The following is a 25,582-nucleotide window of genomic DNA, read 5'->3' on the forward strand; positions in this document are numbered from 1 at the left end:
GCGCGCGAGTCTTGTCCTGGAAAAATCAAAATTTTTAATCAAGCTATGGCGGGGTTTCATATCGTTTCCAGTTACATCGGAATAATAAAATCGAGTCAACAGTCAACAGTCAACAATCATGTATGAGTGTATGAGTGCAACCGGAATTGATATCACATCTGGCTTACTATAGTTATCAAAAAAGTGAGGATAGCCCTATGCCCTATGCCCTATGCCCTATGCCCTATGCCCTATCCCGGATAGTACCTCATACCAGAGCACAGAAAGGCTATATATGTATATACTGTGCTGTGCGGGACGATCGCACTTCTCAACAACGCTTTTAAATTTCCGCAGAGATGCTCCACCATCAAGCGTGAAAGCTTTCACTCTCCGTGAGAGCCTCTTACTCGCTAAAAAGATATATAAAACCCTTGGGATGTTTCCACTCGTAAAAAATACTTTTTACCAAATTGGAACGCTCTCAATCAACGGGCAGAAAAATTCAAAAGTAATTCCAAAGACAGATAACAAATTATGTCTGTCGGTAGATAATAAAATATACCAGATGGTGTAATTGCGCGCTGATATTATAGAGAATGCCCGATCGCCCGCTCAGACAGAAAGACATCAAGACAACTAGATAGATGGAACCTTGGCAAACCCCACCAACTAATTTAACCGACATTTCGATCGCAAAGCTTCTGTCGCGCCGCACCCCTCGATCGCCCGATTTGCACGCAGAAAATCGGGCGCTGCAAACCCTTGCCCGAAAACTGGCAACCTCCCCCCGCACCATGCTCCAAACACTCGTGGCGATCGCGCGAGATTTGTGCAGCGCAGGCAGCGTCGGAGTCTGCTTACTATCAGAAAATGCAGATTCAGAACAAACTTTCTATTGGGAAGCCTTGGCTGGTGCTTGGGAAGTCGCAGAACAAACAAATACACCCCAGACATTGCGTTTTTCAGGAGCAGGTCTAGACTTGCAAACTCCCCAGCTTTACCTGCATCCAGAACGATATTTCCCCGACTTGCCGCAGCTAGGAATGCCGATCGCCGAAGCCTTAGTGCTGCCGCTGTACGCCGTAAATCAACCGCTGGGAGCAATCTGGATTGTCTCTCACGATAGCGGCCAGTTCGATGCTGAAGACTTGCGGATCGGGCTGATGCTAGCAGACTTTGCCGTTGCCGCCCTAAAAGTCGATCGCGCGAATCGAACCACAGAAGCCCTGCGAAAAAGCGAAGAACGCTGGCAGCTAGCCTTGCAGGGCAACAACGACGGCATTTGGGATCACAACCTGCAAACAAATTGCTATGTAGTGAGCGATCGCTGTTTAGAGATTTTGGAACGTGGGCCCGAAGAAGTCAAGGACTTCAGCCAATATTTGAGCTACATTCATCCCGATGATGTGGAGAGAATGCAAAGCAATTGGCAGCAGCACTTGCATCGAGAAACCTCACATTACTGCGGAGAGTACCGCATTCGCTGTTCCGACGGGCGCTACAAATGGATTTTAGCCAGAGGGCGAGCAATTTGGGACGAGTCAGGCAATCCCTTGCGGGCCGTGGGTTCCCTCACAGATATCAGCGATCGCAAACAAACTGAAATTGCCTTGAAACAAAGCGAAGAACGTTTGAGCGTCGCCATCGAAGGCTCAGGCATGGCAACCTGGGATTTAGACGTGCGAACAAATCGAATAATTTGGTCGGCGACCCATTTCAGCATTTTGGGCTGCGAACCAGTACCGGACGGCGAAACAACCTTCGCTGTGTGGCAAAACTGCGTGCATCCAGACGACTTAAAGCAAGTCCTGCAGGCAATAGAAACAGCTCGGCAAACGCGATCGCTCTACTCCCCCGAATACCGCATCATCCGGGCCGACACCAAAGAAATCCGCTGGTTGAGAGCGTTCGGGCGCTATCTCTACGACGCCGCAGGGGAAGCAGTGCGGTTTATCGGAGTATTATTTGATGCTACCGATCGCAAACAAGCCGAACTCGATTTGCAAGAAAGCCACAACCGCTTTCAACTAGCGACAAGGGCGATCGACGGCATGGTGTTTGAGTGGGATCTGGCAGCAAACTCAGTTTACCGTTCCGAGGGATTGTTCTCGATCGTCGGTGTCTGCCCAGAGGATGCACCGGCAGAACCAGAGTGGTGGAGAGAACGCATCCATCCCGTCGATTTGGCGCGCCTCCAAGCCGGGCGGGAATCAATCTTAAGTGCTGAGCGCTACGAAATCGAGTACCGAGTCCGGCACGAAGACGGGCGCTGGATCGATGTTTGGGAGCGAGGCTGTTTAATCCCCAATCAACAAGGTGAAGTGACCAAAATAGTCGGCTTCACCAGTGACATTACCAAGCGCAAACAAACAGAAGCAGCACTGCGCGATCGCGAAACCCACCTGCAATTGATTCTCGACAGCGCCAAAGACTACGCCATCTTCACCCTCGACACCGACGGACACTTTACCACTTGGAACGCAGGCGCCGAGAGAATGCTGGGCCATGCCGAAGCTGAAATCGTCGGCGAGCACGGACGAATCATCTTCACCCCAGAAGACTCTGCAGCCAGAAGGCCGGAATTAGAAATGCACTTGGCGCTGACTGAAGGAAAGGGAGAAAACGAGCGCTGGCACATCCGCAAAGACGGCAGCCGCTTTTGGGGCAGCGGGCTGGTGATGCCCCTGCGCGACGCAGCAGGCGACGTGCAAGGTTTCCTGAAAATCATGCAGGACAAAACCGAGCGCCGGCAAATAGAACAAGCACTGCGGCAAAGCGAAAATCGCTACCGCACCCTCGCCGATGGCGTCCCGCAATTAATGTGGATCAACACCGCCGACGGCAGGTTAGATTTTTGCAACCAGCACTGGCTAAGCTACACGGGCCTGATTCCAGAATTGCCTCTGACTGTGCCGGTGCTGGAATTATTTCATCCAGAGGATCTGCCAACAGTTGTCGGCACGCGCAGCAAGGCTATTGCAGCAGGAGAAGCCTACGAATTCGAGTGTCGGGTACGCAGGTTTGACAACACCTACCGCTGGCATTTGGCGCGACTTGTGCCCATCAAAGACGGGGAGGGACAGGTGCTGCAATGGGCCGGGATTGGCATTGATATTGACGATCGCAAACAAGCCGAAGAAAGCTTAGCAGAAAGCGACCGCCGGTTCCGCTTCCTGGCTGAGTCGCTGCCCCACCTGATTTGGAATTTAGACACCGCCGGAGAACTTCGCTTTGCCAATCAAAAATGGTCGGAATATCTGGGAATGTCTTACGAGGAAGCCGCTCAAAACAATTGGGAGTTCGTAGTGCCGCCGTCGGATTTTGCAGAAGCTTTTGCCCGCTGGCAAGAGTGTCAAATTACCGGACAAGTTTATCAAGTTGAGTTCCGCCTGCGGCGGGCTTCCGACCAAATGGAACGCTGGCATTTGTCCCGCGCCGTGCCAATTCGCGACGCACGGGGCGAGATTGTCGAGTGGATCGGCACGAATACCGACATTCACGATCGCAAAAAAGACCAACTCAACGAGCAGTTTCTCTCGGGCCTCCAACTCCGCTTGCCACAAAGCTCCAATCCCGCAGAAATGTTGTGGGAAGCTATGAGCAGTCTGGGAGAATATCTACAGGTCGATCGCTGCATCTGGTACGAAGTTGATACTGCAGCGGGAGTGGCAATTGTCGATCGAGACTGGCACCAGCCTGGTTTGGCCAGTCTCGCCGGCACCTATCAAATCTCAGACTTTAAGACGGCAGAATTGACAGATATCTGTATAGCAAATCAACCACTTGTCATCTCAGATATCGCTAATTACCCGGATACAGCCTCTTTTGCCGATAAATACGATGGTCTTGGCATTCGCGCTTTAATCGATGTTCCCTGCCTTCAGGGAGGGCGCTGGGTGGCTGTTTTGGCGGTGACATCACAGGCAGTGCGGAACTGGCAGATTGATGAAGTTTCGCTGATGCAAGAAGTGGTGGCTCGCCTCTGGACTGTGATCCAGCACGCGCGAGCTCTGCAGGATCTGCACGAAAGCGAGGATCGGTTCCGCGCTCTAGCTGACAACATCGCCCAGTTGACCTGGATGACAGATGACACAGGCTGGATTTTCTGGTACAACCAGCGCTGGTTTGACTACACGGGCACCACCCTAGAGGAAATGCAAGGCTGGGGCTGGCAGCAGGTGCACCACCCGGAACACGTCGATCGGGTTGTCGCAAAATTTAGGCGCTGCATTGAAACAGGCGAACCTTGGGAAGATACTTTCCCCTTGCGCGGCAAAGACGGATCGTACTGCTGGTTTCTCTCCCGCGCCGTGCCGGTGCGCGACGAGAAAGGCAATTTGCTGCGCTGGTTTGGCACCAACACCGACATTACCGATCGCCTGAATGCAGAAGCGGAACGGGAACGCCTGCTAGCCCTCGAAAAGGCTGCCAGGGAGGAAGCAGAACGCGCTAACCGCGTCAAAGACGAATTTTTGGCTGTTTTGTCCCACGAATTGCGGACTCCCTTAAACCCGATTCTGGGCTGGGCAAAGCTGTTGCAATCGAACGTGCTGACACCGCAAAAGCAGCGCTACGCCCTAGAAACGATCGAGCGCAACGCCAAACTGCAAACCCAGCTAATCGAAGATTTGCTCGACGTGTCGGGGATTCTGCAAGGCAAAGTCAACTTGAATATTGTACCTGTGGATTTAGCTGGGGCGATCGCCGCCGCCATTGAAACGGTGCGTTTGTCGGCCCAAGTCAAATCGATTCAAATCAACGCTCAATTTGCACCGAATCTCGGCCGGGTGTTGGGCGATGCTGGCCGACTTCAGCAGGTAGTCTGGAATTTGCTGTCAAATGCCGTCAAGTTCACCCCACCCGGAGGCAAAATCGAAGTCAAGCTCGATCGGGTTGACACGGACGCTCAAATTACTGTAACTGATACGGGCAAAGGCATAGAACCTGATTTTCTGCCCTACGTTTTCGACTATTTCCGGCAAGCTGACAGCACGTACACGCGCAAGTTTGGCGGATTGGGTTTAGGATTGGCGATCGTCCGCCATCTCGTCGAACTCCACGGTGGCACAGTGAAATCCGACAGTGCAGGCGAAGGAAAAGGCGCGACATTTACAGTCAGAATACCCCTGATGCCCGTGCAACCTCAAACAATTCCCGCACCGACACCGCCGGAGAAATCCTTCAATTTCAACGGTATCCGGGTGTTAGCGGTGGATGATGATGCTGATGCGCGAGATTTGGTAGTTTTTTTGTTGGAGGATTGCGGCGCAACCGTGACAGCAGTTTCTAACGCCGCCGATGCCTTGGCGGCTTTAACTGTGTCTGTGCCGGATCTGCTGTTGAGCGATATTGGGATGCCCGACACCGACGGTTATATGTTGCTGCGGCAGGTTCGGGCTCTACCTGCAGATCGAGGGGGACTTGTGCCGGCGATCGCCCTCACGGCTTATGCTGGAGAAATTGACTATCAGCAGGCCCTGGCTGCGGGGTTCCAGCGGCACATTTGTAAGCCTTTAGACCCCGACAAGTTGGTGCAGGCGATTTGGGAGGTACTCGATCGTTCTGGCTAAAATATTTTTTAAGGTTTTTTTGTGTCTAAAAAGTCTTTATTTAATGAACCGCGAAGACGCAAAGAACGCGAAGGAAAAAGGCAAGAAGAAAGGAAGAAGTTAATAATTTCAAGTCCGGTTAGATCTGAGATATTACACCCTTTTCAATCAGCGTTTTATTGACAGGCTAGGAGCAACGGCCTACCAGAAAATTCACTTTTTGTGGAACAGGTCGGAAAGCTTATTCAGGAAAATGGTACAATATCTCAGGTGTAAGCAATTTTATTGTCGTTCGATCGCACATCATCTCAAACAAAAAAACCTCACAGATGGAGGTTTTTGGATGATTATTCGCGATCAGACAGGTTAAAACATCCTGTCCCTGCATAATGCCCACAGCACTAAGACTCAATTCTTAGCGGTAGTCAGTACGCACCGCAGGCTCTCGATCACTGGTTGTAGTTGTATAGCGGACATTTTCTTCGCGTTTACGGGGAATCAAGCCCAACAAACCAGACAAGCCTAGCAATCCCAACCATCCCCAATCAAAATCGCGATCGGTCTCAGCATTGTAGACATCGGAGCGAGGAGTGGTGGTGGTTGTAGTGTTGTTAGTACCGGGAGTAGTACCGCCAGTTGTATCTGTCTGAGCTGAAGCAGGGAGATGAGCTGGTGCTATGGCTAAACCAGCAGCTATAATACCTGCACCGATTGCTTTGGATAAATCAGAACGTTTCATAATTCAAATGCTCTCTGTTGGCAAAAATCTTTAACTATCAAAACTATATCGATTGGCTTTTAAAGTTATATCCACCTCTAGCAGTAAAGATTGTTATGTTCCACGTATAACTAGAGATTGATATCCAATTTTTAGCAGCAAAACAAAATTAAAGATTGCTCGCGGAGGCACTCCGGCACTAGAAATCGCGGGTCTGACACCTCACTCGGTTGTCAGGCACGAGGCACTCTCTACAACTGACCGAAAAACGAGACGCAAGCCCCAGGCTTTAGACACGGGGAAAAGTCGGCAGCGGTTTCAACCGCCTTGCCTTTCCTCATTCAAGTGAGTCATATTCTTAACATATCTATTTATATCAATGATCATTTTGCTGCTACAATAATTCTATGAAACAACGATATAAGTACCGCATATATCCAACTTCTCCGCAAGTTCATAGTCTTGCTAAGTTGTTTGGTTGCTGTCGTGTTGTATGGAACGATTCACTAGCATTGTGTAATTCGGCAGAGAAGTTACCGAGTAACGGAGACTTGCAAAAGACTTTCATTACTCAAGCTAAAAATTCGGAAGAACGGGGATGGCTAGCGGAAGTTTCAAACATCCCTCTTCAGCAATCAATTGCAGATTTAGGAGTAGCTTGGAAGAACTACTTTGATTCATTCAAAGAAAAGCGAAAAGGTCGGAGAGTTAGCAGTCCCAAGTTTAAAAAGCGTAAAAGTAGGCAGTCGGCACGATTCAGAATAGGAGGCTTTTCAATTAAGTATGAGAAAATCTATCTTGCCCAAATTGGGAAGATTAAAGTTGTTTGGTCAAGAGAGTTGCCGTCTTTACCGAGTTCGGTCACGGTAATCAAAGATGCCGCAAATCGATACTTTGTCAGCTTCGTAGTTGAAATTAGCCCAGTAAAGTTGCCTGACAACGGGCAATCGGTTGGCATCGCTCTCGGTATCACCGACTTCGCCACCCTGAGTAGAGGTGAAAAAGTGAAAGCTCCCAAGCCACTCAAGAAGCATCTGAGAAAACTTCACAAGGCACAGCGTAAGCTGGCTAGAAAGAAAAAAGGCAGCAGGCGGAGAGAATTAGCACGTCGGAATGTGGCGAGAATTCACGCCAGAATCTCCGATATTCGTAAGGATTTTCTACACCAATTGAGTACCAGAATTATTCGTGAAAACCAAACGATAGTTCTGGAAGACCTCAAGGTTTCCGGGATGATGAAAAATCGTAAGTTATCCCGTGCTATTTCTGATTTAGGCTGGCGAAGTTTTCGGAGGATGTTAGAAGCTAAGTTAGAAATGTACGGCAGAGATTTTAGAGTTATCAGTCGCTGGGAACCGACCAGTCAACGTTGTTCTTGTTGTGGACAAATTGGCGGTAAAAAAGAACTCTCAGTCCGTGAATGGACTTGCTTGTTTTGCGATGCCGTTCACGACCGAGATGAGAATGCAGCGATTAATATAAAAGTCGCGGGCGGATTGCCTGAGACTCTAAACGGACGTGGAGGACGGAGTAAGACCACATCCAATGCGGAATCGAACAGTGAAGCGTCAACCCACCAGTTCCCTAGACAGCTTTCGTTGTTTGGGTAGATTGGAATCCCCCTGATTCATCAGCGGGGAGGATGTCAAAAAAAAGGTAAACTCAGATATTGCACAGATAACAGTTGGAACTCGATCGACGGAGATCAAAACTTTTGGGTATAGAGCTACGCAGCTACGTATTTCTAGACAACTTGCAGCCGCAGCACGCAGCATACATCGGCACCATCGCCGCCGGATTCTTGCCGCTGCCGGGGGATGCGTCGCTGTGGATAGAAATCTCGCCAGGTATCGAAATTAACCGAATTACCGATGTCGCCCTCAAATCTGCCTCCGTGCGCCCAGGAGTGCAGATAGTTGAACGCTTGTACGGACTTCTGGAAGTACACTCAAGTCAGCAGGGGGAAACTCGGGCCGCAGGCAAAGCAATTCTAGAATTCATCGGAGTCCGCAGAGAAGAAGGTATCAAACCGCGAGTGATTTCCAGTCAAATTATTCGCAACATTGACCCCCACCAAACACAATTAATCAACCGCACCCGCCGCGGACAGTTGCTGTTGGCGGGACAAACGCTTTACGTCTTAGAAGTAGAACCGGCGGCCTATGCAGCGCTGGCGGCTAATGAAGCAGAAAAAGGTGCATCAATTAACATCTTAGAGGTTCAGGCTGTAGGCAGTTTCGGACGGCTTTACCTCGGTGGCGCAGAACGAGATATTATAGCAGGTTCCCAGGCAGCAATTGCGGCGGTGGAAAACGTAACGGGTCGAGAACATCCAGCAATTTTGGGTCGCAAGGAATAGCCGTTAAAGGAGATGCAATTATGGCAAACACACAGCATTTAGCGCTGTTAAAAAAAGGTGCAGTTACTTGGATTGAATGGAGAAGTCTCAACCCAAATATAGAACCGGATCTCAGCGAAGCTAACCTCGCACAAGCAAATCTCAGAGGTGCTTATCTTTGGCGGTCGAACCTTTTTAAAGCAGACTTGTTTAAGGCTAAATTAATTTCGGCAAACCTCGCCGAATCTAATTTTAGTTTAGCAAATCTTGCCGGAGCGCAACTGCTGGAAACTAATTTAATTAAAGCTAATTTAACTGGAACTAACCTCCGAGCGGCTGACCTCAGAGGATCTGATTTGAGCGGTGCTAATTTAATTGGGGCTGACCTCAGCGCTGCTAATCTCCAACAAACCGATTTCGGTGATGCGAATTTAATCGGTGCGGTGATGTTTCGAGCTAATGCGATGGGGGCGAACCTCAATTTTGCTAATCTCAGTCAAGCAAATCTCACTCAAGCTGAATTGATTGAAGCACATTGCTATGCAGCTAATTTCTCTAAAGCTAACCTCGGGGAAGCTCACTTCACTGCAGCATATCTTTTCCGGGCAAATCTCTGTTTTGCACAGTTGAGCGCGGCAGATTTCCGGTGGGCAAACCTGGGCAAAGCTGATTTGAGAGGGGCGAATTTGACCGGGGCAAATCTCAGGGGAGCGAACTTGGCGGGAGCTAATCTGGGCGAAGCTATTTTGAAAGGAACAATCATGCCTGACGGCAGCATTGTTTCATAAATATTGGATAATATTTATTCCTGTAAAATAACCGTGATAGTTAAAAAAAGCCAGTTGCGCGTTTATAGAAAGGATAGCCAAAACATGAAAATTTGGGGCGGGTTCAGACTTTCTATCTAATGCAAATCTGAGATGAGAGTGAACCCGCCTCGGCTCAAAACTCGCAACTGTCGATCGATTAATTTTTGCCAGCGGGCGATACTTGATAAAGTCCTCTAACGGGCCCTGAATCAGTCGGTGAACCTTCCTGCTGTGTTGGAAGTGTAAACTGATCTTGGAGTCCGGCGGGAGTGGCGAAACAGCCACTTGCTTGAGGTGCTAGCTGGCAAGCTGCAGGCAGTGCCATGACTGAGGCATCGAAGGGATTAACTGCATCTGGGACGCGGAGAATCGGGTCGCTGGAAACTTGCCGCTGCATTACTCGTCGGTAGAAGCCGTTGACGCGACTGGCATCCCTCTCAATTTCTTTTTCGGGAAAGGCAACGACGCCGCTGGGGGAACCGATGCCTAAATAGTCGCCCAAGTAACCTTGCAAGCTAACGTTGTGGTAAAAGTCTCCTGAAGCTTCAAAGAATTGTCGGTTGAAGTCGTCGGCAATCGGGTGAAATCGCTCTGTTTGTGCTTGAGCTGGTTTGACGGATGCCAGTGTGGCAGAGGCGACAGCGAGAATCAACGCGCCGCTCAGCCTTTTTAACTTTTGACTCATAATATTTAAGCCTCTAGATTAATTACGGTTCCAATATAAACTGATTATCGGCGGATTATTTGTGTTTTTTACACGGTGTAAGTTATGGATGCTGGTGATTTAAAGGTGTTGCGCGATCGACTTCTAGATTTGTTGTGCGATTTTGCCTATCGCGAAGGCGATTTTGTGCTGTCTTCGGGGCAGAAAAGTTCTTATTACATTAACTGCAAACCTGTGACGCTGCACGCTGAAGGTGCTTTGGCAACGGGACGTTTGTTGTTGTCGATGTTGTCGTCGGATGTGCAAGCTGTGGGCGGTTTGACTTTGGGTGCTGACCCGATTGTAACTGCTGTGAGTGTGGTTTCGGCTTTGGGCGATCGACCTGTACCAGCTTTAATTGTCAGAAAGGAGACGAAGGGACACGGGACAATGGCGTACATTGAGGGGCCACTGTTGCCAGAGGGGACGAATGTGGCTGTTTTGGAGGATGTGGTGACGACGGGTAAGTCGGCGATGCAGGCGGTGGAAAGGTTGCGGGCGGCTGGTTATAAAGTCGATCGTATTTTGTCGCTGATTGACAGAGAGCAAGGTGGAAGGGAATTATATCGCGAGGCGGGATTGGATTTTCAAGCCGTTTTTACCATTAAGGATCTTAAGGAATGGATTAAGCTGAGGCGCATCTAAATTTGACAATCAAATTCGGCGTTGCTTAATCAGGGTATGCAAAAAATCAGTTGAAAATCCCCAAGCTTTGTCGATACAGGTTTCTATGACTGGCATATTTAGCCTTTCATACCGTAAATCAGCAACGCCGATTTTCAGTGCTGCTGACTCTTGTTCTTCCCTCATCTGACTACCAGATTTCTGGACTCTCAACTATTCTTGACCTGAATCCTTACGTTTTGTCCTCTACCAAACAAAAAGTCAGCGCCTGGTGAATTGGGAAGGGTGGGCGGAAACACTCCGCCCACCCTAGCAACTAGCTTTGCGCTACAGGTTCCTTAGCCAAAAACTTCTCTAATTCCGTCAAAGCTATCGGCATCAACCTTAGAGTGGTGTTTTATTGGCTTGGACTATCAACTATAGCAATCCTAAATCATTTGTGATTTTCTTACTCCCTCCCCTTGATAAGGGGAGGGTTGGGGTGGGGTAAAAAGTTTAAGCTGTTCAACATTTAAACTGCATTATTTGTGGTCTATACCCCATACTGTAAGGGGTTCAAGCAAGAAATTTAAATGACTAACAGCTTAGGACTCTTGCAAGGATTGCTATATGCTCGCTCTAATTCTATCAAAATCAGCTCAGGTACTTGGAGCACAATGGAAAATAAAGTTTTCGGTGCTAAACAAGCGCAAGCTTTCAGGTTCAGAATCTCTACCAATCGGCTGATTTTAGCAGAGGGAAATTATAACCTGAGTGAGATATTAACTAGAGAAGACTGTTTTAAGATGTTAGATGACGCGCAAGGAGAAGCAGTAATGATTTTACCTGCATCTATTAAAAGGAAATGGAAACTACTGGCAACAGCCTTTATTTGTCCTCTGACACTAATTGGTGTTGGCATTCAGCAACAACCGCTTCAAGCACAACAAAATCCATCTAAGACTAATGTTGCTGCTTTGCCAGATGGTATTTACCTCTACGGAGATTCGCCACAGCCCAACCAAGTTCTTCAAAACTATATTGTGTTTCAACGCCAGAACGATCGGGTGGTTGGTGCAATCTACGCGCCGCGATCGGACTTTGCGTGCTTCACTGGTAAAATTCAGGGAAATACACTTTCCGGGAAGGCAATCTCAGCCGGAAAAATTCAAACAGTTGAAATCAATACTCAGTTAACAAATCTCCATTCTATTCGCAAAATTAGCTCAAACGATCGGCGCATTCTTTCAAAGTGCCAACAGACAGCGGGATCTAACATATCCAGGTAAATCTTTTACCTAGCTCAAATGGTGCATTAGGCTGGCGGTGCGTTACACGGCGTTAACGCACCCTACAAAGTGAAAATTTCTCGTTACCAGGCTCTACCAGGTAATGAATATCTAGGTAAGTATTAATGTAGTTGAAGCTGTTGGTCTAGAAGTAATCCAGAAGTTTTTATCCTCTGCAAAGCAAGGGCATTTGAAAAATGCAGTTTAATCAGCATCTAGCAGCAAATTTATTGTTCTGCGGTTGAGGAAGTACGATCGCCCGCACCGAATATCCAATCCACACTGACTGTAAAATCAGGAAAGGCGATCGGTGCAACCTCTTGACCAGGGTACAAGTTTAGTATTAAACTATAACCGTTTGCTGTGGGCTGGCGGTAAACTTCCAAGCTGTTTTCCACTAAATTAACCAGCCAAACCTCTTGAATGAGCGATCGGGCATAAATAGGAATTTTGACATCTCTGTCATTATCCACTGTACTGTCAGCTACCTCTACCAAAAGTAACACTTCTGAGGGAACAGGATGTGCTGTCTCGTAATCATCATCGCGAAATTGGAGCAATACCACATCAGGTTGCGGTTCAGTACGTTCGCTTAACTGAACAGGGTTTTGGACATCAACAATAACTCTATCTTCTGGTAAGCGGTGAAAAAGTCGGTTAAGTCGTCTCACAGCAGTTGCGTGACGAGTTCCAATCGCAGCCATTTGAATAATTTCTCCTTCAATGAGTTCGACGCGATCGGCTTCCGAAAGAATCCCTGTTTCACCCATCAAGTGATATTCTTTCACCGTAAATAGCCGTCTTTGAAGTTGAAGGGACATCGCAATTCTCCGTTTCGGAAACTCCTTTTAATATAACCTTAAGTAAGGCGGGCCATCAGCACCATACTTTTGGGCGAGCAGGATGCCCGCCCCACAAGAAACGAAACAGCTTTAGGATTAAGTAAGGTGCGCCATCAGCAGCCTACGAATTAATCCAATTAGCTTTGGGCTACAGGTTCCTTAGCCAAAAACTTCTCTAATTCCGTCAAAGCATCGGCATCAACCTTAGTCTGCATCGGACAGAACTTAGGCCCGCACATTGAACAGAATTCAGCAGTTTTGTAGATATCCGCCGGCAAAGTTTCGTCGTGATATTCCTTTGCCCGTTCTGGATCTAATGACAGCTCAAATTGACGGTTCCAATCGAAATTGTAACGCGCTTTCGAGAGTTCATCATCGCGATCGCGCGCTCCCGGACGGCCCCGTGCAATATCAGCAGCGTGAGCCGCGATTTTGTAAGCAATCAGCCCGTTTCGGACATCCTCAGCATTCGGCAATCCTAAGTGTTCCTTCGGCGTCACGTAACACAGCATTGCAGTACCGTACCAACCAGCCATCGCCGCCCCAATTGCTGAGGTAATGTGGTCGTATCCAGGCGCAATATCTGTCACTAACGGCCCCAAAACATAGAAGGGTGCTTCGGAACATTCCTCCATTTGTTTCTTGACATTAAACTCAATTTGATCCATCGGCACGTGGCCCGGGCCTTCCACCATTACCTGCACGTCATGTTCCCAAGCTTTGCGAGTTAATTGTCCCAAAGTTTTGAGTTCAGCTAATTGAGCTTCATCGGACGCATCGTGAGTGCAACCGGGGCGCAGAGAATCTCCCAAACTAAACGAAACATCGTATTTTTTGAAGATTTCAATGATGTCGTTAAAGTGAGTGTAGAGGGGATTTTGTTTGTGGTGATGCAGCATCCACCGCGCTAAAATGCCACCGCCACGAGAGACAATTCCAGTTAGCCGATTTTTCACCAACGGCAAATGCTCGATCAGAATTCCGGCGTGAATAGTTTGATAATCAACACCTTGTTGAGCGTGTTTGTCAATGATGTGAAGAAAGTCATTTGGGGTCAGACTTTCCATATTACCATGAACGCTTTCTAAAGCTTGGTAAATTGGTACAGTACCGATCGGCACCGGTGAAGCTTTGATAATCGTAGTGCGAATTTCATCCAAATTCCCGCCGCCGGTGGACAAGTCCATCACGGTATCAGCGCCGTATTTCACTGCTAGTTTAAGCTTGTCAACTTCTTCTTCCATATTGGAAGAGTTGGGAGATGCACCGATATTAGCATTGACTTTGCATTTAGAGGCAATGCCGATCGCCATTGGCTCCAAATTCGTGTGATTGATGTTAGCGGGAATAATCATCCGTCCCCGTGCTACTTCGGCGCGGATCAGTTCTGCTGGGAGATTTTCTCGCTTAGCAACAAAGTCCATTTCCTCAGTGATGACACCTTGACGGGCGTAGTGCATTTGAGATACATTACTGTGTCCCTGACGCTTAGCGATCCATTCGGTACGCATATTTAATTTCCTTGATAAACAGCTTCCCTCCGCTGGTATTACCCAGACTCAGGTTCTAAGGGTGTTTTCTCAGCCCGGATATTCGGGCACCCCTAGCTAAGCTGTTGATTGTATCACTGATTTCTGTGCGCGGTGGCAGCAACTAAGGAAATCTTAATATTGAGAGATAGATGAGGGGAGCGATCGCTATATAATATCTAATAACTAAGGCAGAAGCGAGGCTACAAGATGAGTACATTTGAGTCAAACAGCGAAACCTCTCCCCTAAAACATCTAGCGGATGAGGAACAGGAAAACGATATTCAGGATAGCGGGGAAGATGATAGCGCGGAAGATGAGGAGGACATTATTCCCTCCAGATTCTCCCTAGCAGTTGATCGAAGAGATTTTGATGTAGAGGGTCTAGTTAGACGCCTGGAAAGCGAAGACGTATTTATTCCAGACTTCCAGCGTGCTTATGTCTGGAAACCAAAACAAGCATCGCGTTTTATAGAATCACTCTTGCTTGGTCTTCCAGTTCCCGGCATCTTTCTAGCAAGAGAGCGAGATACAAAAAAACTGCTGGTGATTGATGGTCAGCAAAGATTACGTAGCCTTTTATATTTCTACAAAGGCAAGTTTCCTAACAGTCGGCAGTCGTTTGCTCTGAAAGGGGTTCATACAGAATTTGAGAGAGAGACATATAAATCACTGAAAGACCCATACAGACGCCAATTAGATGACTCGCTTGTATCCGCTACAATTGTCGAGCCACTTTCTCAAGGCGAGGACAGTAGTATTTATTATATCTTTGAAAGGCTAAATACCGGAGGTACTATCCTTAAACCGCAGGAAATTCGTGCTTGCATCTATCACGGCGAACTCAATAATTTGCTAAGGCAACTCAATCAAAACCCAGCGTGGCGTGACATATTTGGTCTCCCAGATAAAAACGGGAAAGATCGAGAACTTATTTTGCGATTCCTGGCTTTTTACTTCGAGGGCAACGATTATAAGCCTTCTCTAAAAGAATTTCTAAATCAATACATGAGGCAAAATAGACACCTTGCCCGCCAATCGGAAGAACAAATAATAAACGCATTTATCCCAACGATTGAAGCGATTCATAAAGGTCTTGGTAACAAAGCTTTTAAACCTCAAAAACTATTGATACCTACTTACTTTGAAGCTGTAATGGTGGTTATTGCCCGCAGGTTAGAACAAGGCAAAATCAATAATCTCGAACAACTGGGAGAACGCTATAAATTACTTATAGAAGATGATAGTTTCATTGGAGTAGCTCAAAAAATACGCAATCTTACTAGCGCAGATAATGTTAGGGATAGGTTAGAATTTGCGTCCTATTATTTAGAAGATTTGGAATAGTAAGTGTTGCATAAAAGTAGCGTTAATTATGATTATAGATTCCTGTGTTTCAGCTCTAATTTCTCGCTATAAATAATCCACAAATTCTCTATAAGTGCAAGACAGCATTTGATTGCCCACCTAATAGAACTTGCGCTAATTTGAGCTGTTAAATATATTGTAAGGTAAGATAGCAGTATGTTTACGAGTGGCGCGATCGCCCTAACCCAAGATAAAATCAACGCTAACTTCAAACTCTGGAAAAGCCAGCGGCGCAACTTGTTGACCGCGCCAAAACTTGAGCATTAAACTATAACCGTTCTGGCTTGGTAGGCGGTAAACTTCCAAACAATTTTTAACTAAATCTACCAGCCAAACTTCCTGAATTAGCGATCGAGCATAAATGGATACTTTCACATCTCTGTCATAATCAACCGTACTATCTGAAACCTCCACTAGCAGCAAAACTTCAGACGGTATTGGATGGGCTGTGGCGTAGTAATCAGCGCGAGGTTGCAGCAATACAACATCCGGTTGAGGTTCAGTGCGCTCAGTCAACTGGATAGGGTCTTGGACACCCAGAGTGGCCCGATCTTCTGGAATGAGGCTGAAGCGCCTGGTGAGACGCTTAACAGAACTTGCGTGACGAGTACCAATTGCAGCCATTTTAACAATCTCTCCTTCTATCAATTCCACCCGATCGCCCTCGGAGAGAATACCAACCTCAGTCATCAAATGATATTCTTTTACTGTAAATAACCGTTTTTGAAGCTGAACAGACATATAACTATTCTCCTTGTGTGCAGCTTATCTCAATTTACCATAAAAAAACGCCCCAAACGGAGCGGCAAAAAGAGGAAAAATTTAGATAACAAACCGTAGATAAAAAGCCTTTAAATGCGCGCTATCAACTCGGTTTAAATACTCGTCAATAACTGTAGGGATGGTTCATCGCCAACTATTAATACAGTGAAATTGGATTGTTGTTGCAAAAGTTGCTCTCGATATATAGCAATCCTAAATGATTTGCGTAATTATTGTAGGGGCAATCCCCCCGTGGTTGCCCCGATAGATAGGGGGTAGGCACGGGGGCACTACCCCTACAAATTTATCTGAATGATTTAGGATTGCTATACAGGCGACATATTCTCATTCCTTACCAACTTAAAAGTAGGGTTCGCCTCCAGATTTCCTGACAATTATGAATTTTGAATAACCGGATTTGGACTGAATTTAAGTCTCTTTTTCCCCGGAGTCAATTTTGTCTGTATCGTGCTTTAATTCTGATATAATTGCTCCTCGATCGCGCCAAGCTTCGGCATTTTCGGGCTTGATGGCAATAGCTCGATCGTAAGCTGCCATTGCTTCCTCATACCGCTTTAATTCAGACAAAGCTGTGCCCAAGTGGTGCCAAACATCGTAGGAGTCGGGCTTAATAGCAATCGCTTTCTCATAAGCTGTGATCGCTTCTTCATTACGCTGCAATTTGGCCAAAGATTCGCCTTTACCAAACCAAGCTTCGTAACACTCCGAATTAAGGGTAATTGCTGATTCGTAAGAGGCAATTGCTGCTTCGTGCTGCGACAGTTTGTCGAAAGCTGCGCCTCGGTTGTGCCACACTTCAAAATCCTGCGGTTTAAGGGCGATTGCTTTGTCGTAGGATTCGATCGATTCTTGATATCGCTGCAATTTTCCGAGCACAGCAGCTCTATTGTACCAAACTTCGTATTTCTCGGGCCGGATGCCGATCGCCTGATCGTAAGAATCAATAGCATCACTGTAGCGGAGCAGTCTCCACAGCATATTGCCTCGATTGTACCAAGTTTCATATCTCTTGGGATTGAGTTCAAGAGCGCGATCGTAAGAATCGACTGCTGCTGCGTGCTGCTGTACTTTGGCCAGCATCGCACCTCGGTTGTGCCAAATTTCGCTGTCGGTTGCTTTGATAGCGAGGGCGCGATCGTAACTGGCAATCGCTTCTTCGTAATGCTGCAATTTAGCCAACAAAGCCGCTATACTGTGCCAACAAGCGTATTTTCGGGATTCGCTCGAACTTGCTCGCTCGTAACAGACGATCGCCTCTTCGTACTTCTGCAATTTTGCCAGCAAACTCGCTTTATTATACCATGCTTCGTAGTTATCCGGTTTAATTAATATTGCTTGGTCGTAACAGGCGAGTGCTTCTTCCAGGCGCTGCAATTTTACTAACACATTTCCGCGCCAATACCAAGCCTCATTCAAAAATTTATTCGCTAAAACAGCTTTTTCCAAGCAAACTAATGCTTCATCATAATTGCCTTGAAAATAAAGCCCTTCGGCTTGCTTGATATAATCGTCAGCAATCAAATTTTCGTCGCTAGCGGGTGCAGTTTGCGAATCTTGGGAATTGTTTAAGGCCGATTGAGGTGCGATTTTGAGAGCTTCTTTGGCAACAACTGCGGGAACTTGGGAAATTTCTTTAACAATTTGAGATTTTTTCTCGTCAACTTCTCTCAGCAAAACTTGCAGGTGCAGGATAAATTGAGATTTGAGAGTCTCAATTTGCTCGACAGAAGATTTGGAAAGTTCAGTTTCTCTAGTTAAAAAATCAAGGGATTGTTTAGCTGCACCCATTTGCGCTTCTAATTCATCCCTCAACTTTTGAGTCAGTTGGCTAGAATTTCTGAGCTCGGATTCCAATACACCAATACCCTGCAATCGTTTATTGGCATCAGCAACCAACTGTTTGATGATCAGCCGTCGCATCATCCAAAAAAAGGCAATTGTCACCGGTGGAAATACGGTACCAAGAATCAGCAAAATATTGAGCAGAGTTATGGTACTATTAAAACCATATCCAGATTCAGCACTGCCACTAGATGGGGAGATAAAAGCGAAAACCTCGCGAACTTGAGGATTACTTTCAACCCCGGTTTCGATTAATTTAGCCAGCCAGGTTTCTTGTAAAGATTTTGTTAGTTCATCGCCGGATGCAGCAGGACTATTCGCCTTGGTTTTTGCAGTAGCAGATACATCGGGTTGAGCGGCCGCTACCAGCAAACCTGTCGGCGATTTGACAGCAATTCGCGGGGAAAATTGTTCGTAGGCGATCGTCTCAGGCTCGCTAATTGACTCAGCCCGACGCGATTCAGTATTATTTGGGGAAAATTGTTCGTAGGCGATCGTCTCAGGCTCGCTAATTGACTCAGCCCGACGCGATTCAGTATTATTTGGGGAAAATTGTTCGTAGGCGATCGTCTCAGGCTCGCTAATTGACTCAGCCCGACGCGATTCAGTATTATTTACCGCATCAACAAAGTTGCTAGCCTGCGGTGTCTCAGGAGAAATAGGATGTGCAGCAGGATTGGCGCTAGTATTAGCAGTTAAATTGTGGGATGCGAGGGCAGCCAGAGTCAAGAGAGCTACATTTGAGACGCGCATAAACGTCAACTCATTTAGGAGAAATTGGTGCTTGGTTGTCAGCGATCGGGCGATCGACCTCATACTCTCAGCATTTAGAATAGCTGACATGAGGAATGCTGACTTACTATCTCCAAAATACGCGCTGAGTCTGACTTTTCAGGAAAACTGCCAGTAATTCTGGCTGTTTCAGTTGACAGTTGACAGTTGACAGTTGACAGTTGACAGTTGACCTGGGATAGTTGACCTGGGATAGCTACCTCTACCTGGAAGGAAGAGGATTTGAGTAATGAATAGTTTTCTTTTAATTTCTCCCGCTTATGGGTTCCGGCTTTAAACCAATTCTTTCTGGTAACTTTGATGAAAGAATATATTCTCGCGCCTCATGCGGTTGGATAACTCTCGGAATCATCATTAGGCTGGTAGGGGTGGCTGCACCAATCTGCACAATTAGCCAACTATCCCGGTGAACCGGCCCCAACCGACCCGATTTTTCACTCTAAACCCCAGCTAAAACCGCTTCCGGCTGCTGATGTTGGGCCGGCACTTCCTCTAAATCAGCTCCAAAAATTTCACAGCTATTATTCGGACTTTCAATCAGCTTAATCTTGTGCAACTCTGCGCCCAATTCCCGAACGGGCGATCGCAACAATTGCCCAATCCGCACCGCAATATTCTCCGCCGTCGGCACAACCTTCTCAAAATAAGCAATATCCTTATTTAAAAAAGTGTGATCGAAAGGTTCAACAACATAATCATCAATAGCTTTTTGCAAAGCTCCCAAATCAGCAATCATCCCAGTCCGCGCATCAATTTCCCCTTTAACAGTCACCTCTAAATGATAGTTGTGACCGTGACCGTTAGGACGAGCACATTTACCGTAAATTTCCGAGTTTTCTTCAAAGCTCAAATCGGGACGAGCCAACCGATGGGCGGCGCTAAAATGAGTAGACAGAGTTAAATAAGCTTCCATGCCATTTCCTAAATATTCAGCCCAAAGTTCAGGGTGTTCAAACAATTGAATTTTGCTCACAGGCAAATGAGGGGCTAGCCGCAGCCAAATTTGCCGTGCTATGTTTTCGGTAGTTGGCAGAGTCTGCTCAAATTCCGGCCATGCTTCGTTAAGGTAGGAAAAATCGAGATCCTTGGTAACTTCCCGCTTGATGACGTGCTTGACATCAGACAGGTTGAGTACCATGCCGTACTCGTCGAGTTCTCCTATCATGGAAACGTAAAGGACGTAATTGTGTCCGTGTCCCGGTGCGCGGGCTGTTGGGCCAAAGCGCTCAAAGTTCTCGGCTGCGCTCAACTCCGGTAGCCAATAACGATGACTCGCCGAAAACTGTGCCCGACGATTGATGATGCACTGCATAAAAGTCAATTAGGGTAAGCTTGTTAAGTTCTGTAAAGGACTTACTTCTTAAGGATAAACCAATTTTTGCTGGAATTTTTCGATTACTTGAGGGTGCTGTAAATGAATTTCTACCAATTTTCCCGATATTGGCCACAAGTCCCTGTTCTATCGCACCCCAGGGCCCATTTTACGCCACAACACAGATTTCCGGCAGAAAATACCGCTACAAAACAGTTTTTCGCCATCAGTTACTAACCCATCAGTTACGAGTCTTTGAGAGAGTGGGTGAAGCTGAGCTATTCCGTTCGCGAAGCGTTCCCGTTCCCCGCAGGGGTTCCCGAAGGGTAGGGTAGGGAATCGACTTTTTTGCCACACAGGATACTCCAGAGTTCGAGTTTTTCGCCTAAGCTCTGCAATAGTTAGCCGTTGGCAGTTCAGTTGCGATCAAAACCAATCACCAATTACCCATTACCCAATATTAATGAATTCGATTACTACACGAGCCGATCGCTTTTTTGAACATTTGTGGGGTGCGATGACAACCCCGCTATTTTATATCGGGGACACTCATTTGTCGATTAGTGCGATCGTCAAACTGATAATCTTAGCTATATTTGCCTTGGTTATAGCTAAGATTATCAGTGAAGGAATTAAGCGCAGCCTGCTAGTTCGGATGGGATTGGATCGCGGCAGTCGAGAAGCAATTTCTACGATCATTAGCTATATTTTAGCCACTATTGGTTGTATATTCGTCCTGCAGGGTTCCGGCATCAACCTCACTTCTCTCACCGTCTTAGCTGGCGTAGTCGGCATTGGTTTCGGCTTCGGCTTGCAAAATCTCGCCAGCAACTTTATCAGCGGTCTCACCCTGCTATTTGAGCACCAAATTAGAGTGGGAGACTTTATTGAAATAGACAAGTTATTAGGAACAGTAGAAACAATTTCAATCCGCTCTACAATTATTAAAACAATTGACGGTCTATTTGTAATTATACCAAATATTAAGTTTGTAGAAACTAATATTATTAACTGGAGTTACAGAGACCCCAGATGTCGCCTCCACATCCCCATCGGCGTTGCTTACGGATCTGACCCAGTAATAGTTACGGAAGCGCTGTTAATTGCGGCGCGGATGGAATCGAATGTCTTGTCCCATCCTTCTCCTAAAGTATGGTTTCACGGTTTTGGAGATAACGCTTTAAATTTTGAACTTTTAGTTTGGATTGACCAGCCACAGGAAAGCGATGCTATTAAAAGCGCGGTAAATTTTTTAATAGATTACGAATTGCGCCACCGAAATATCGAAATTCCCTTTCCCCAGCGGGATTTGTGGCTGCGAAACCCGCAAGAGTTAACTCAACTTTTTCACAATAACAAAGACGATAATTCCAACGGGAAAGTTTTTCTGCAGAATGCCAAACATTCAGCAGAGTTAAAATCTAATTCTACCGTTTCTGAACCAAAAAATCCAGCGCCTAAATCGCCTAATAATTGGACGCTGCGAGATTTATTGAGGCGAGTAACTTATTTCGATCAGTGTACGGATTTAGAACTACGGCAGTTAATTGAATACGGCTACCGACAACTGTTTCCAGCGGGACAGGTTGTATGTAAAGAAAATGACCCAGGCGATTCTTTTTATATTATTCTTTCGGGTTCTGTGGAAGTTCTTTCTCAAAAAGCCGGTCAGTATATTGCTACGCTTCACGAGGGCGAATTTTTTGGGGAAATCTCTTTGCTATTGGGAACTCCGAGAACAGCGACTGTTAAAACTAGCGAAGATGCAATTTTGTTTGTGGTGGAACGCCACGACTTGCAAAAACTTTTAAGAGAACAGCCTAATTTAGCAGATCAGATTGCTCAAAAATTGTCCGAACGCCAGCAAGCTTTGAGAGATTTGGGATTATTAGATGGGGACTCTCTCGGACAAACTCCTTTTATTAAAATTCGCAAGCGAATTCAAGTTCTTTTTGGCATTTGACTTTGTAGGGGCGGGTTTAGCTAAAGATATATGATACAAATGACTAAAAAAATGGCAAAACCCGCCTCTTTATTTCTCAGTCATTAGTCATTAGGAATTGGGAATTGGGAATTGGGAATCGGGAATCGGGAATCGGGAATCGGGAATTGGTAATTGGGCAATTCTCCCCCTCTCCCATTCTCCCCCTCTCCCCCTTTCCCCTGTGCTTCAACTAACTAACTTCTAACTTTCAATTCCTCCTGTGCTTCCCGCCGCAGTCTAGCAGCAATTCTAAACAGTTCTTGACCTGTGTGCAAATGGCGATCGTCATAATTGAGGGTAAATAAATGCAATTCTTCTATGCCATCGCCGACTTGATTGATGGAGTAGTAGAGATGCGCTGCAACTCCGGCTACATTAGATGGATTGGGCATCGCTTTCAGAAAGTTATGAGCTTTTGAAAGAAAGTCGCGGCTGGTTTCGATATAAGCTTGAAACTTTTCAATCAGTTCGTCATCAAACGGATCTGCTGACAATTCGTTTATTTCTTTTTTAAGCGGCTTCAAGATGCTGTTGAGCATTCGATTGACTGGTTTGTATACTTTAATCAGCCACTGTTCCATTTGTTCGTCGGCATCCCGCGCTGCTTGTTGGCGCTGGCGGGCGACGTTTGGTGCGTAGGGTGATTGCTGTTGGCTTGGTTGGGAAAATTGGCGATCGTAAGATTGTCGGTGTTGGGCATCTCCTAATATTTCATAGGCTGCATTGAGGCGGATAATCTCTTCGTGACCGGCTGTGGAACTCTGGCTATCTGGATGAAATATTTTGACTAAACGGCGGTATGCTTGTTTAATCTCGGCTTGTGTTGCTGTTGGGCTAATCTTTAGGGTTTTGTAGTGATTGGTAACGGAAGACACGCTGTTATTTCCTTGAAATCTGGATAATCTGCAAAAAAGTGCTTGACAAAAATATCATTTTTTGTTAATGCGTTAGGTATTTATCTGATATAAATGCCAAAAATTGTAGGTAAAAAACCTCTGTTTTCAAATTATTATAAATCCATTTTATAAAAATATTGACTCTTTAAAAGTTCGTAGTGAGGACTTCAGTCCTCTGTTGAGGGAGTTGAGTTAAGAAGGACTAAAGTCTTCACTACAAACAACAGCAGAGCGTAGAGTGTACGCCCTGCTTTTAGTTTTTGGGACTGATCCCCAAAGCGAACCTAGTTGACAGCCATCGCCAGATTGAGTTCTGGATCTTGGAACAAGGGAGTGCTGAGGTAGCGTTCGCCGAAACTAGGCTGAATCATCACAATCAATTTCCCGGCATTTTCGGGACGCTTGCCGATTTTCAAAGCCGCACACAGTGCCGCACCGCTGGAAATACCGGACAAAAGTCCTTCTTCTCTGGCTAAGCGACGCCCGTAGGCGATCGCCTCGTCATCGGTAACAATTATCACTTCGTCGATCGCATTCACATTCAGCACCGGCGGCACAAAACCAGCACCGATACCTTGAATTTTGTGAGGCCCAGGCTTTCCGCCCGAAAGTACCTGACTGTTAGCCGGCTCAACGGCGATCGCCTTAAACTCGGGTTTCCGCGACTTAATCACCTCTGCAACACCCGTAATCGTACCGCCAGTGCCGACTCCAGAAATCAGGAAATCCACCTCGCCGTCGGTATCTGCCCAAATTTCCTCAGCCGTTGTCAAACGGTGAACGTCCGGGTTCGCCGGATTCCGAAACTGCTGCAACATATACGCATTCGGAGTTTTGTCCACAATCTCTTGAGCGCGGCGGATGCAGCCGCTCATGCCCTCAATGCCGGGAGTTAGTTCTAGTTGGGCCCCGTAAGCACGCAACATCGATCGGCGTTCGGTGCTCATCGTATCCGGCATTGTCAAAATCAACTGGTAGCCCTTAGCCGCCGCCACCATTGCCAAAGCAATTCCGGTATTGCCAGAAGTCGGTTCCACTAAAACCGTTTTGCCTGGACTAATCAGCCCTTCGGCCTCGGCTTGATTGACCATACTGACACCAATCCGGTCTTTTACCGATGCTGCCGGATTCATGCCTTCGAGTTTGACCACAATCCGAGCCAAGCAGCCTTCGGCTTGGGGAATGCGGTTGAGTTGCACCAGGGGTGTGTGCCCCACCAATTCTGTAATGTCGCCAGCAATACGCATAATCTTTGTCAGTTGGTTGTTGAAAGTAAATGTTAATTCCTAGTTGGCAATACTAACTAGATGTAATACATAATATCGAGCTGCCGTCTGCCATTGCGTTTTTCGCGCAGATCCTGTAGCGTGTATTTTTGCAACACCAAGTTGGCAGTCGATCGCGCTTCTTGCCAAACTTCCCAAATCACCGCACTTTCTACAGTTTGAGCAGGCGAGTCTTTTTGGGAGCGATCGAACTCTGAGCCTTCGAGACAGTTGATAATTTCTAGGAGTGTAATTTTCCAGGGTTCCCTCGCCAAGATATAACCTCCCTTAGCTCCTCGCTGGCTGCGAATCAGCCCGCAACGTCTCATGGTAGCCAGCAATTGTTCTAAATATCGATCGGGAATATTTTGCTGAGCCGCTATCTGGCGAATTTGCAGAGGCTCGCCTTCTTCGTAGCAATCGGCAAGCTCCAGCAAAGCTAAGATTGCGTATTCGCTTTTACAGGAGAGTTCTACCATAATTGCTTCAAATATCAGAATTATCAACTCCGAAGTCAGATGTTAAAATTCTCCTCAATGTTGAGTTGCCAATTCTAACTCCTAACTTTACCTTTTATTATACCCCGGTTTTCCACTGAACTTAATCGACTTTCGTCACTTCATCCTTGGGACGATCGGCACTCTCGCTTCTGTGAAACCTGCGTTGCTAGTTTCGACTCTCTCCGCTTCCACGACGGCATTATATCAAATCTTTTAGCATCGGAATTCTTCCTATCTCTCTTCTCAACAAGCGCGTGAGTCAGCGTCAATCCCTCGTCATCTGCGGTGAAGAAATTCTATTTTTTGAACCGCAGATGAGGGCAGATCAACACAGATGAACGCAGATGAATTCCGGTTGCACCATCGGGAATTGTTAAATGTTGACTGGATTTTACTATTCCGATGCTACCGGAATTGATATTACCTCAAGAAACCGGGTTTCTGCGTCTACGACTAATAATTTTTAATTTTTAATAGA

Annotated in this window: 18 protein-coding genes and 1 riboswitch; of the genes, 8 read left to right on the forward strand and 10 right to left on the reverse strand. The window is 46.6% G+C overall.

Annotated features, from left to right (window positions below; genetic code table 11):
* Positions 1-626: 626 nt before the first annotated feature.
* Positions 627-5,552, forward strand: coding sequence for a PAS domain-containing protein (locus QUA58_RS19315; RefSeq protein ID WP_333395360.1), 4,926 nt, complete (start codon positions 627-629; stop codon positions 5,550-5,552).
* 394 nt (positions 5,553-5,946) lie between these two features.
* On the opposite strand, the gene QUA58_RS19320 is transcribed toward QUA58_RS19315, so the two are convergent.
* Entirely contained in the window at positions 5,947-6,270 is a 324-nt protein-coding gene (locus QUA58_RS19320) for a WGxxGxxG family protein (protein ID WP_333253787.1), read from the reverse strand.
* A gap of 386 nt (positions 6,271-6,656) precedes the next feature.
* On the opposite strand from QUA58_RS19320, the gene QUA58_RS19325 reads away from it, so the two are divergent.
* The 3 genes from QUA58_RS19325 (at position 6,657) to QUA58_RS19335 (ending at position 9,375) form a co-directional block, all read left to right on the forward strand.
* Complete coding sequence (locus QUA58_RS19325) at positions 6,657-7,859, forward strand: RNA-guided endonuclease TnpB family protein (protein WP_333395363.1); 1,203 nt, start codon at positions 6,657-6,659, stop codon at positions 7,857-7,859.
* Positions 7,860-7,963: 104 nt separating this feature from the next.
* A complete protein-coding gene (locus QUA58_RS19330; RefSeq protein WP_333253783.1) occupies positions 7,964-8,608 on the forward strand; it encodes a hypothetical protein in 645 nt (214 codons plus the stop codon).
* 20 nt (positions 8,609-8,628) lie between these two features.
* A complete protein-coding gene (locus QUA58_RS19335) occupies positions 8,629-9,375 on the forward strand; it encodes a pentapeptide repeat-containing protein (RefSeq protein ID WP_333253781.1) in 747 nt (248 codons plus the stop codon).
* 178 nt (positions 9,376-9,553) lie between these two features.
* On the opposite strand, the gene QUA58_RS19340 is transcribed toward QUA58_RS19335, so the two are convergent.
* Positions 9,554-10,081, reverse strand: coding sequence for a hypothetical protein (locus tag QUA58_RS19340; RefSeq protein ID WP_333253778.1), 528 nt, complete (start codon positions 10,079-10,081; stop codon positions 9,554-9,556).
* Positions 10,082-10,165: 84 nt separating this feature from the next.
* Here QUA58_RS19340 and pyrE point away from each other — a divergent pair, with 84 nt between their 5' ends.
* Both pyrE and QUA58_RS19350 read left to right on the forward strand, forming a co-directional pair.
* Positions 10,166-10,744, forward strand: a complete 579-nt coding sequence (gene pyrE / locus QUA58_RS19345; protein ID WP_333395364.1) for an orotate phosphoribosyltransferase — start codon at positions 10,166-10,168, stop codon at positions 10,742-10,744.
* 551 nt (positions 10,745-11,295) lie between these two features.
* Positions 11,296-11,991 carry a hypothetical protein gene (locus QUA58_RS19350; RefSeq protein ID WP_333395366.1) on the forward strand — a complete coding sequence of 232 codons (696 nt, stop codon included), beginning with the start codon at positions 11,296-11,298 and terminating at the stop codon, positions 11,989-11,991.
* A 227-nt stretch (positions 11,992-12,218) separates the two neighbouring features.
* Here QUA58_RS19350 and QUA58_RS19355 read toward each other — a convergent pair whose 3' ends face one another.
* The gene (locus QUA58_RS19355; RefSeq protein ID WP_333395367.1) at positions 12,219-12,812 is read right to left on the reverse strand and encodes a Uma2 family endonuclease; all 594 of its coding nucleotides are present in this window, start codon (positions 12,810-12,812) and stop codon (positions 12,219-12,221) included.
* A gap of 158 nt (positions 12,813-12,970) precedes the next feature.
* A complete protein-coding gene (gene thiC / locus QUA58_RS19360; RefSeq protein ID WP_333395369.1) occupies positions 12,971-14,344 on the reverse strand; it encodes a phosphomethylpyrimidine synthase ThiC in 1,374 nt (457 codons plus the stop codon).
* A gap of 7 nt (positions 14,345-14,351) precedes the next feature.
* Positions 14,352-14,448, reverse strand: a riboswitch (TPP riboswitch).
* 124 nt (positions 14,449-14,572) lie between these two features.
* Here thiC and QUA58_RS19365 point away from each other — a divergent pair.
* Positions 14,573-15,709, forward strand: coding sequence for a DUF262 domain-containing protein (locus QUA58_RS19365; protein WP_333395371.1), 1,137 nt, complete (start codon positions 14,573-14,575; stop codon positions 15,707-15,709).
* A gap of 201 nt (positions 15,710-15,910) precedes the next feature.
* Here QUA58_RS19365 and QUA58_RS19370 read toward each other — a convergent pair whose 3' ends face one another.
* From QUA58_RS19370 to QUA58_RS19380, 3 genes are all read right to left on the reverse strand, one after another.
* Positions 15,911-16,471 carry a Uma2 family endonuclease gene (locus QUA58_RS19370; protein WP_333395373.1) on the reverse strand — a complete coding sequence of 187 codons (561 nt, stop codon included), beginning with the start codon at positions 16,469-16,471 and terminating at the stop codon, positions 15,911-15,913.
* A gap of 450 nt (positions 16,472-16,921) precedes the next feature.
* Positions 16,922-19,198, reverse strand: a complete 2,277-nt coding sequence (locus tag QUA58_RS19375; protein WP_333395374.1) for a tetratricopeptide repeat protein — start codon at positions 19,196-19,198, stop codon at positions 16,922-16,924.
* 388 nt (positions 19,199-19,586) lie between these two features.
* Positions 19,587-20,459, reverse strand: a complete 873-nt coding sequence (locus tag QUA58_RS19380; RefSeq protein WP_333395376.1) for a 6-carboxytetrahydropterin synthase — start codon at positions 20,457-20,459, stop codon at positions 19,587-19,589.
* A gap of 463 nt (positions 20,460-20,922) precedes the next feature.
* On the opposite strand from QUA58_RS19380, the gene QUA58_RS19385 reads away from it, so the two are divergent.
* Positions 20,923-22,422, forward strand: a complete 1,500-nt coding sequence (locus QUA58_RS19385) for a cyclic nucleotide-binding domain-containing protein (protein ID WP_333253756.1) — start codon at positions 20,923-20,925, stop codon at positions 22,420-22,422.
* 215 nt (positions 22,423-22,637) lie between these two features.
* Here the strand turns inward: QUA58_RS19385 and QUA58_RS19390 are convergent, their stop codons facing one another.
* The 3 genes from QUA58_RS19390 to QUA58_RS19400 form a co-directional block, all read right to left on the reverse strand.
* Entirely contained in the window at positions 22,638-23,318 is a 681-nt protein-coding gene (locus tag QUA58_RS19390; RefSeq protein WP_333253754.1) for a J domain-containing protein, read from the reverse strand.
* Positions 23,319-23,623: 305 nt separating this feature from the next.
* Complete coding sequence (cysK, locus tag QUA58_RS19395) at positions 23,624-24,586, reverse strand: cysteine synthase A (protein WP_333395378.1); 963 nt, start codon at positions 24,584-24,586, stop codon at positions 23,624-23,626.
* A 56-nt stretch (positions 24,587-24,642) separates the two neighbouring features.
* A complete protein-coding gene (locus tag QUA58_RS19400; protein WP_333256038.1) occupies positions 24,643-25,083 on the reverse strand; it encodes an Rrf2 family transcriptional regulator in 441 nt (146 codons plus the stop codon).
* Positions 25,084-25,582: the final 499 nt, after the last annotated feature.

It is taken from the genome of Microcoleus sp. N9_A1 (assembly GCF_036701795.1).
GTDB lineage: Bacteria > Cyanobacteriota > Cyanobacteriia > Cyanobacteriales > Microcoleaceae > Microcoleus.

Coding starts and splice junctions, on each gene's coding strand:
- QUA58_RS19315 (WP_333395360.1), top strand. CDS start 627: ATGGAACCTTGGCAAACCCCACCAACTAATTTAACCGACATTTCGATC.
- QUA58_RS19320 (WP_333253787.1), bottom strand. CDS start 6,270: ATGAAACGTTCTGATTTATCCAAAGCAATCGGTGCAGGTATTATAGCT.
- QUA58_RS19325 (WP_333395363.1), top strand. CDS start 6,657: ATGAAACAACGATATAAGTACCGCATATATCCAACTTCTCCGCAAGTT.
- QUA58_RS19335 (WP_333253781.1), top strand. CDS start 8,629: ATGGCAAACACACAGCATTTAGCGCTGTTAAAAAAAGGTGCAGTTACT.
- QUA58_RS19340 (WP_333253778.1), bottom strand. CDS start 10,081: ATGAGTCAAAAGTTAAAAAGGCTGAGCGGCGCGTTGATTCTCGCTGTC.
- pyrE (WP_333395364.1), top strand. CDS start 10,166: ATGGATGCTGGTGATTTAAAGGTGTTGCGCGATCGACTTCTAGATTTG.
- QUA58_RS19350 (WP_333395366.1), top strand. CDS start 11,296: ATGACTAACAGCTTAGGACTCTTGCAAGGATTGCTATATGCTCGCTCT.
- QUA58_RS19355 (WP_333395367.1), bottom strand. CDS start 12,812: ATGTCCCTTCAACTTCAAAGACGGCTATTTACGGTGAAAGAATATCAC.
- thiC (WP_333395369.1), bottom strand. CDS start 14,344: ATGCGTACCGAATGGATCGCTAAGCGTCAGGGACACAGTAATGTATCT.
- QUA58_RS19365 (WP_333395371.1), top strand. CDS start 14,573: ATGAGTACATTTGAGTCAAACAGCGAAACCTCTCCCCTAAAACATCTA.
- QUA58_RS19370 (WP_333395373.1), bottom strand. CDS start 16,471: ATGTCTGTTCAGCTTCAAAAACGGTTATTTACAGTAAAAGAATATCAT.
- QUA58_RS19375 (WP_333395374.1), bottom strand. CDS start 19,198: ATGTCAGCTATTCTAAATGCTGAGAGTATGAGGTCGATCGCCCGATCG.
- QUA58_RS19380 (WP_333395376.1), bottom strand. CDS start 20,459: ATGCAGTGCATCATCAATCGTCGGGCACAGTTTTCGGCGAGTCATCGT.
- QUA58_RS19385 (WP_333253756.1), top strand. CDS start 20,923: ATGAATTCGATTACTACACGAGCCGATCGCTTTTTTGAACATTTGTGG.
- cysK (WP_333395378.1), bottom strand. CDS start 24,586: ATGCGTATTGCTGGCGACATTACAGAATTGGTGGGGCACACACCCCTG.
- QUA58_RS19400 (WP_333256038.1), bottom strand. CDS start 25,083: ATGGTAGAACTCTCCTGTAAAAGCGAATACGCAATCTTAGCTTTGCTG.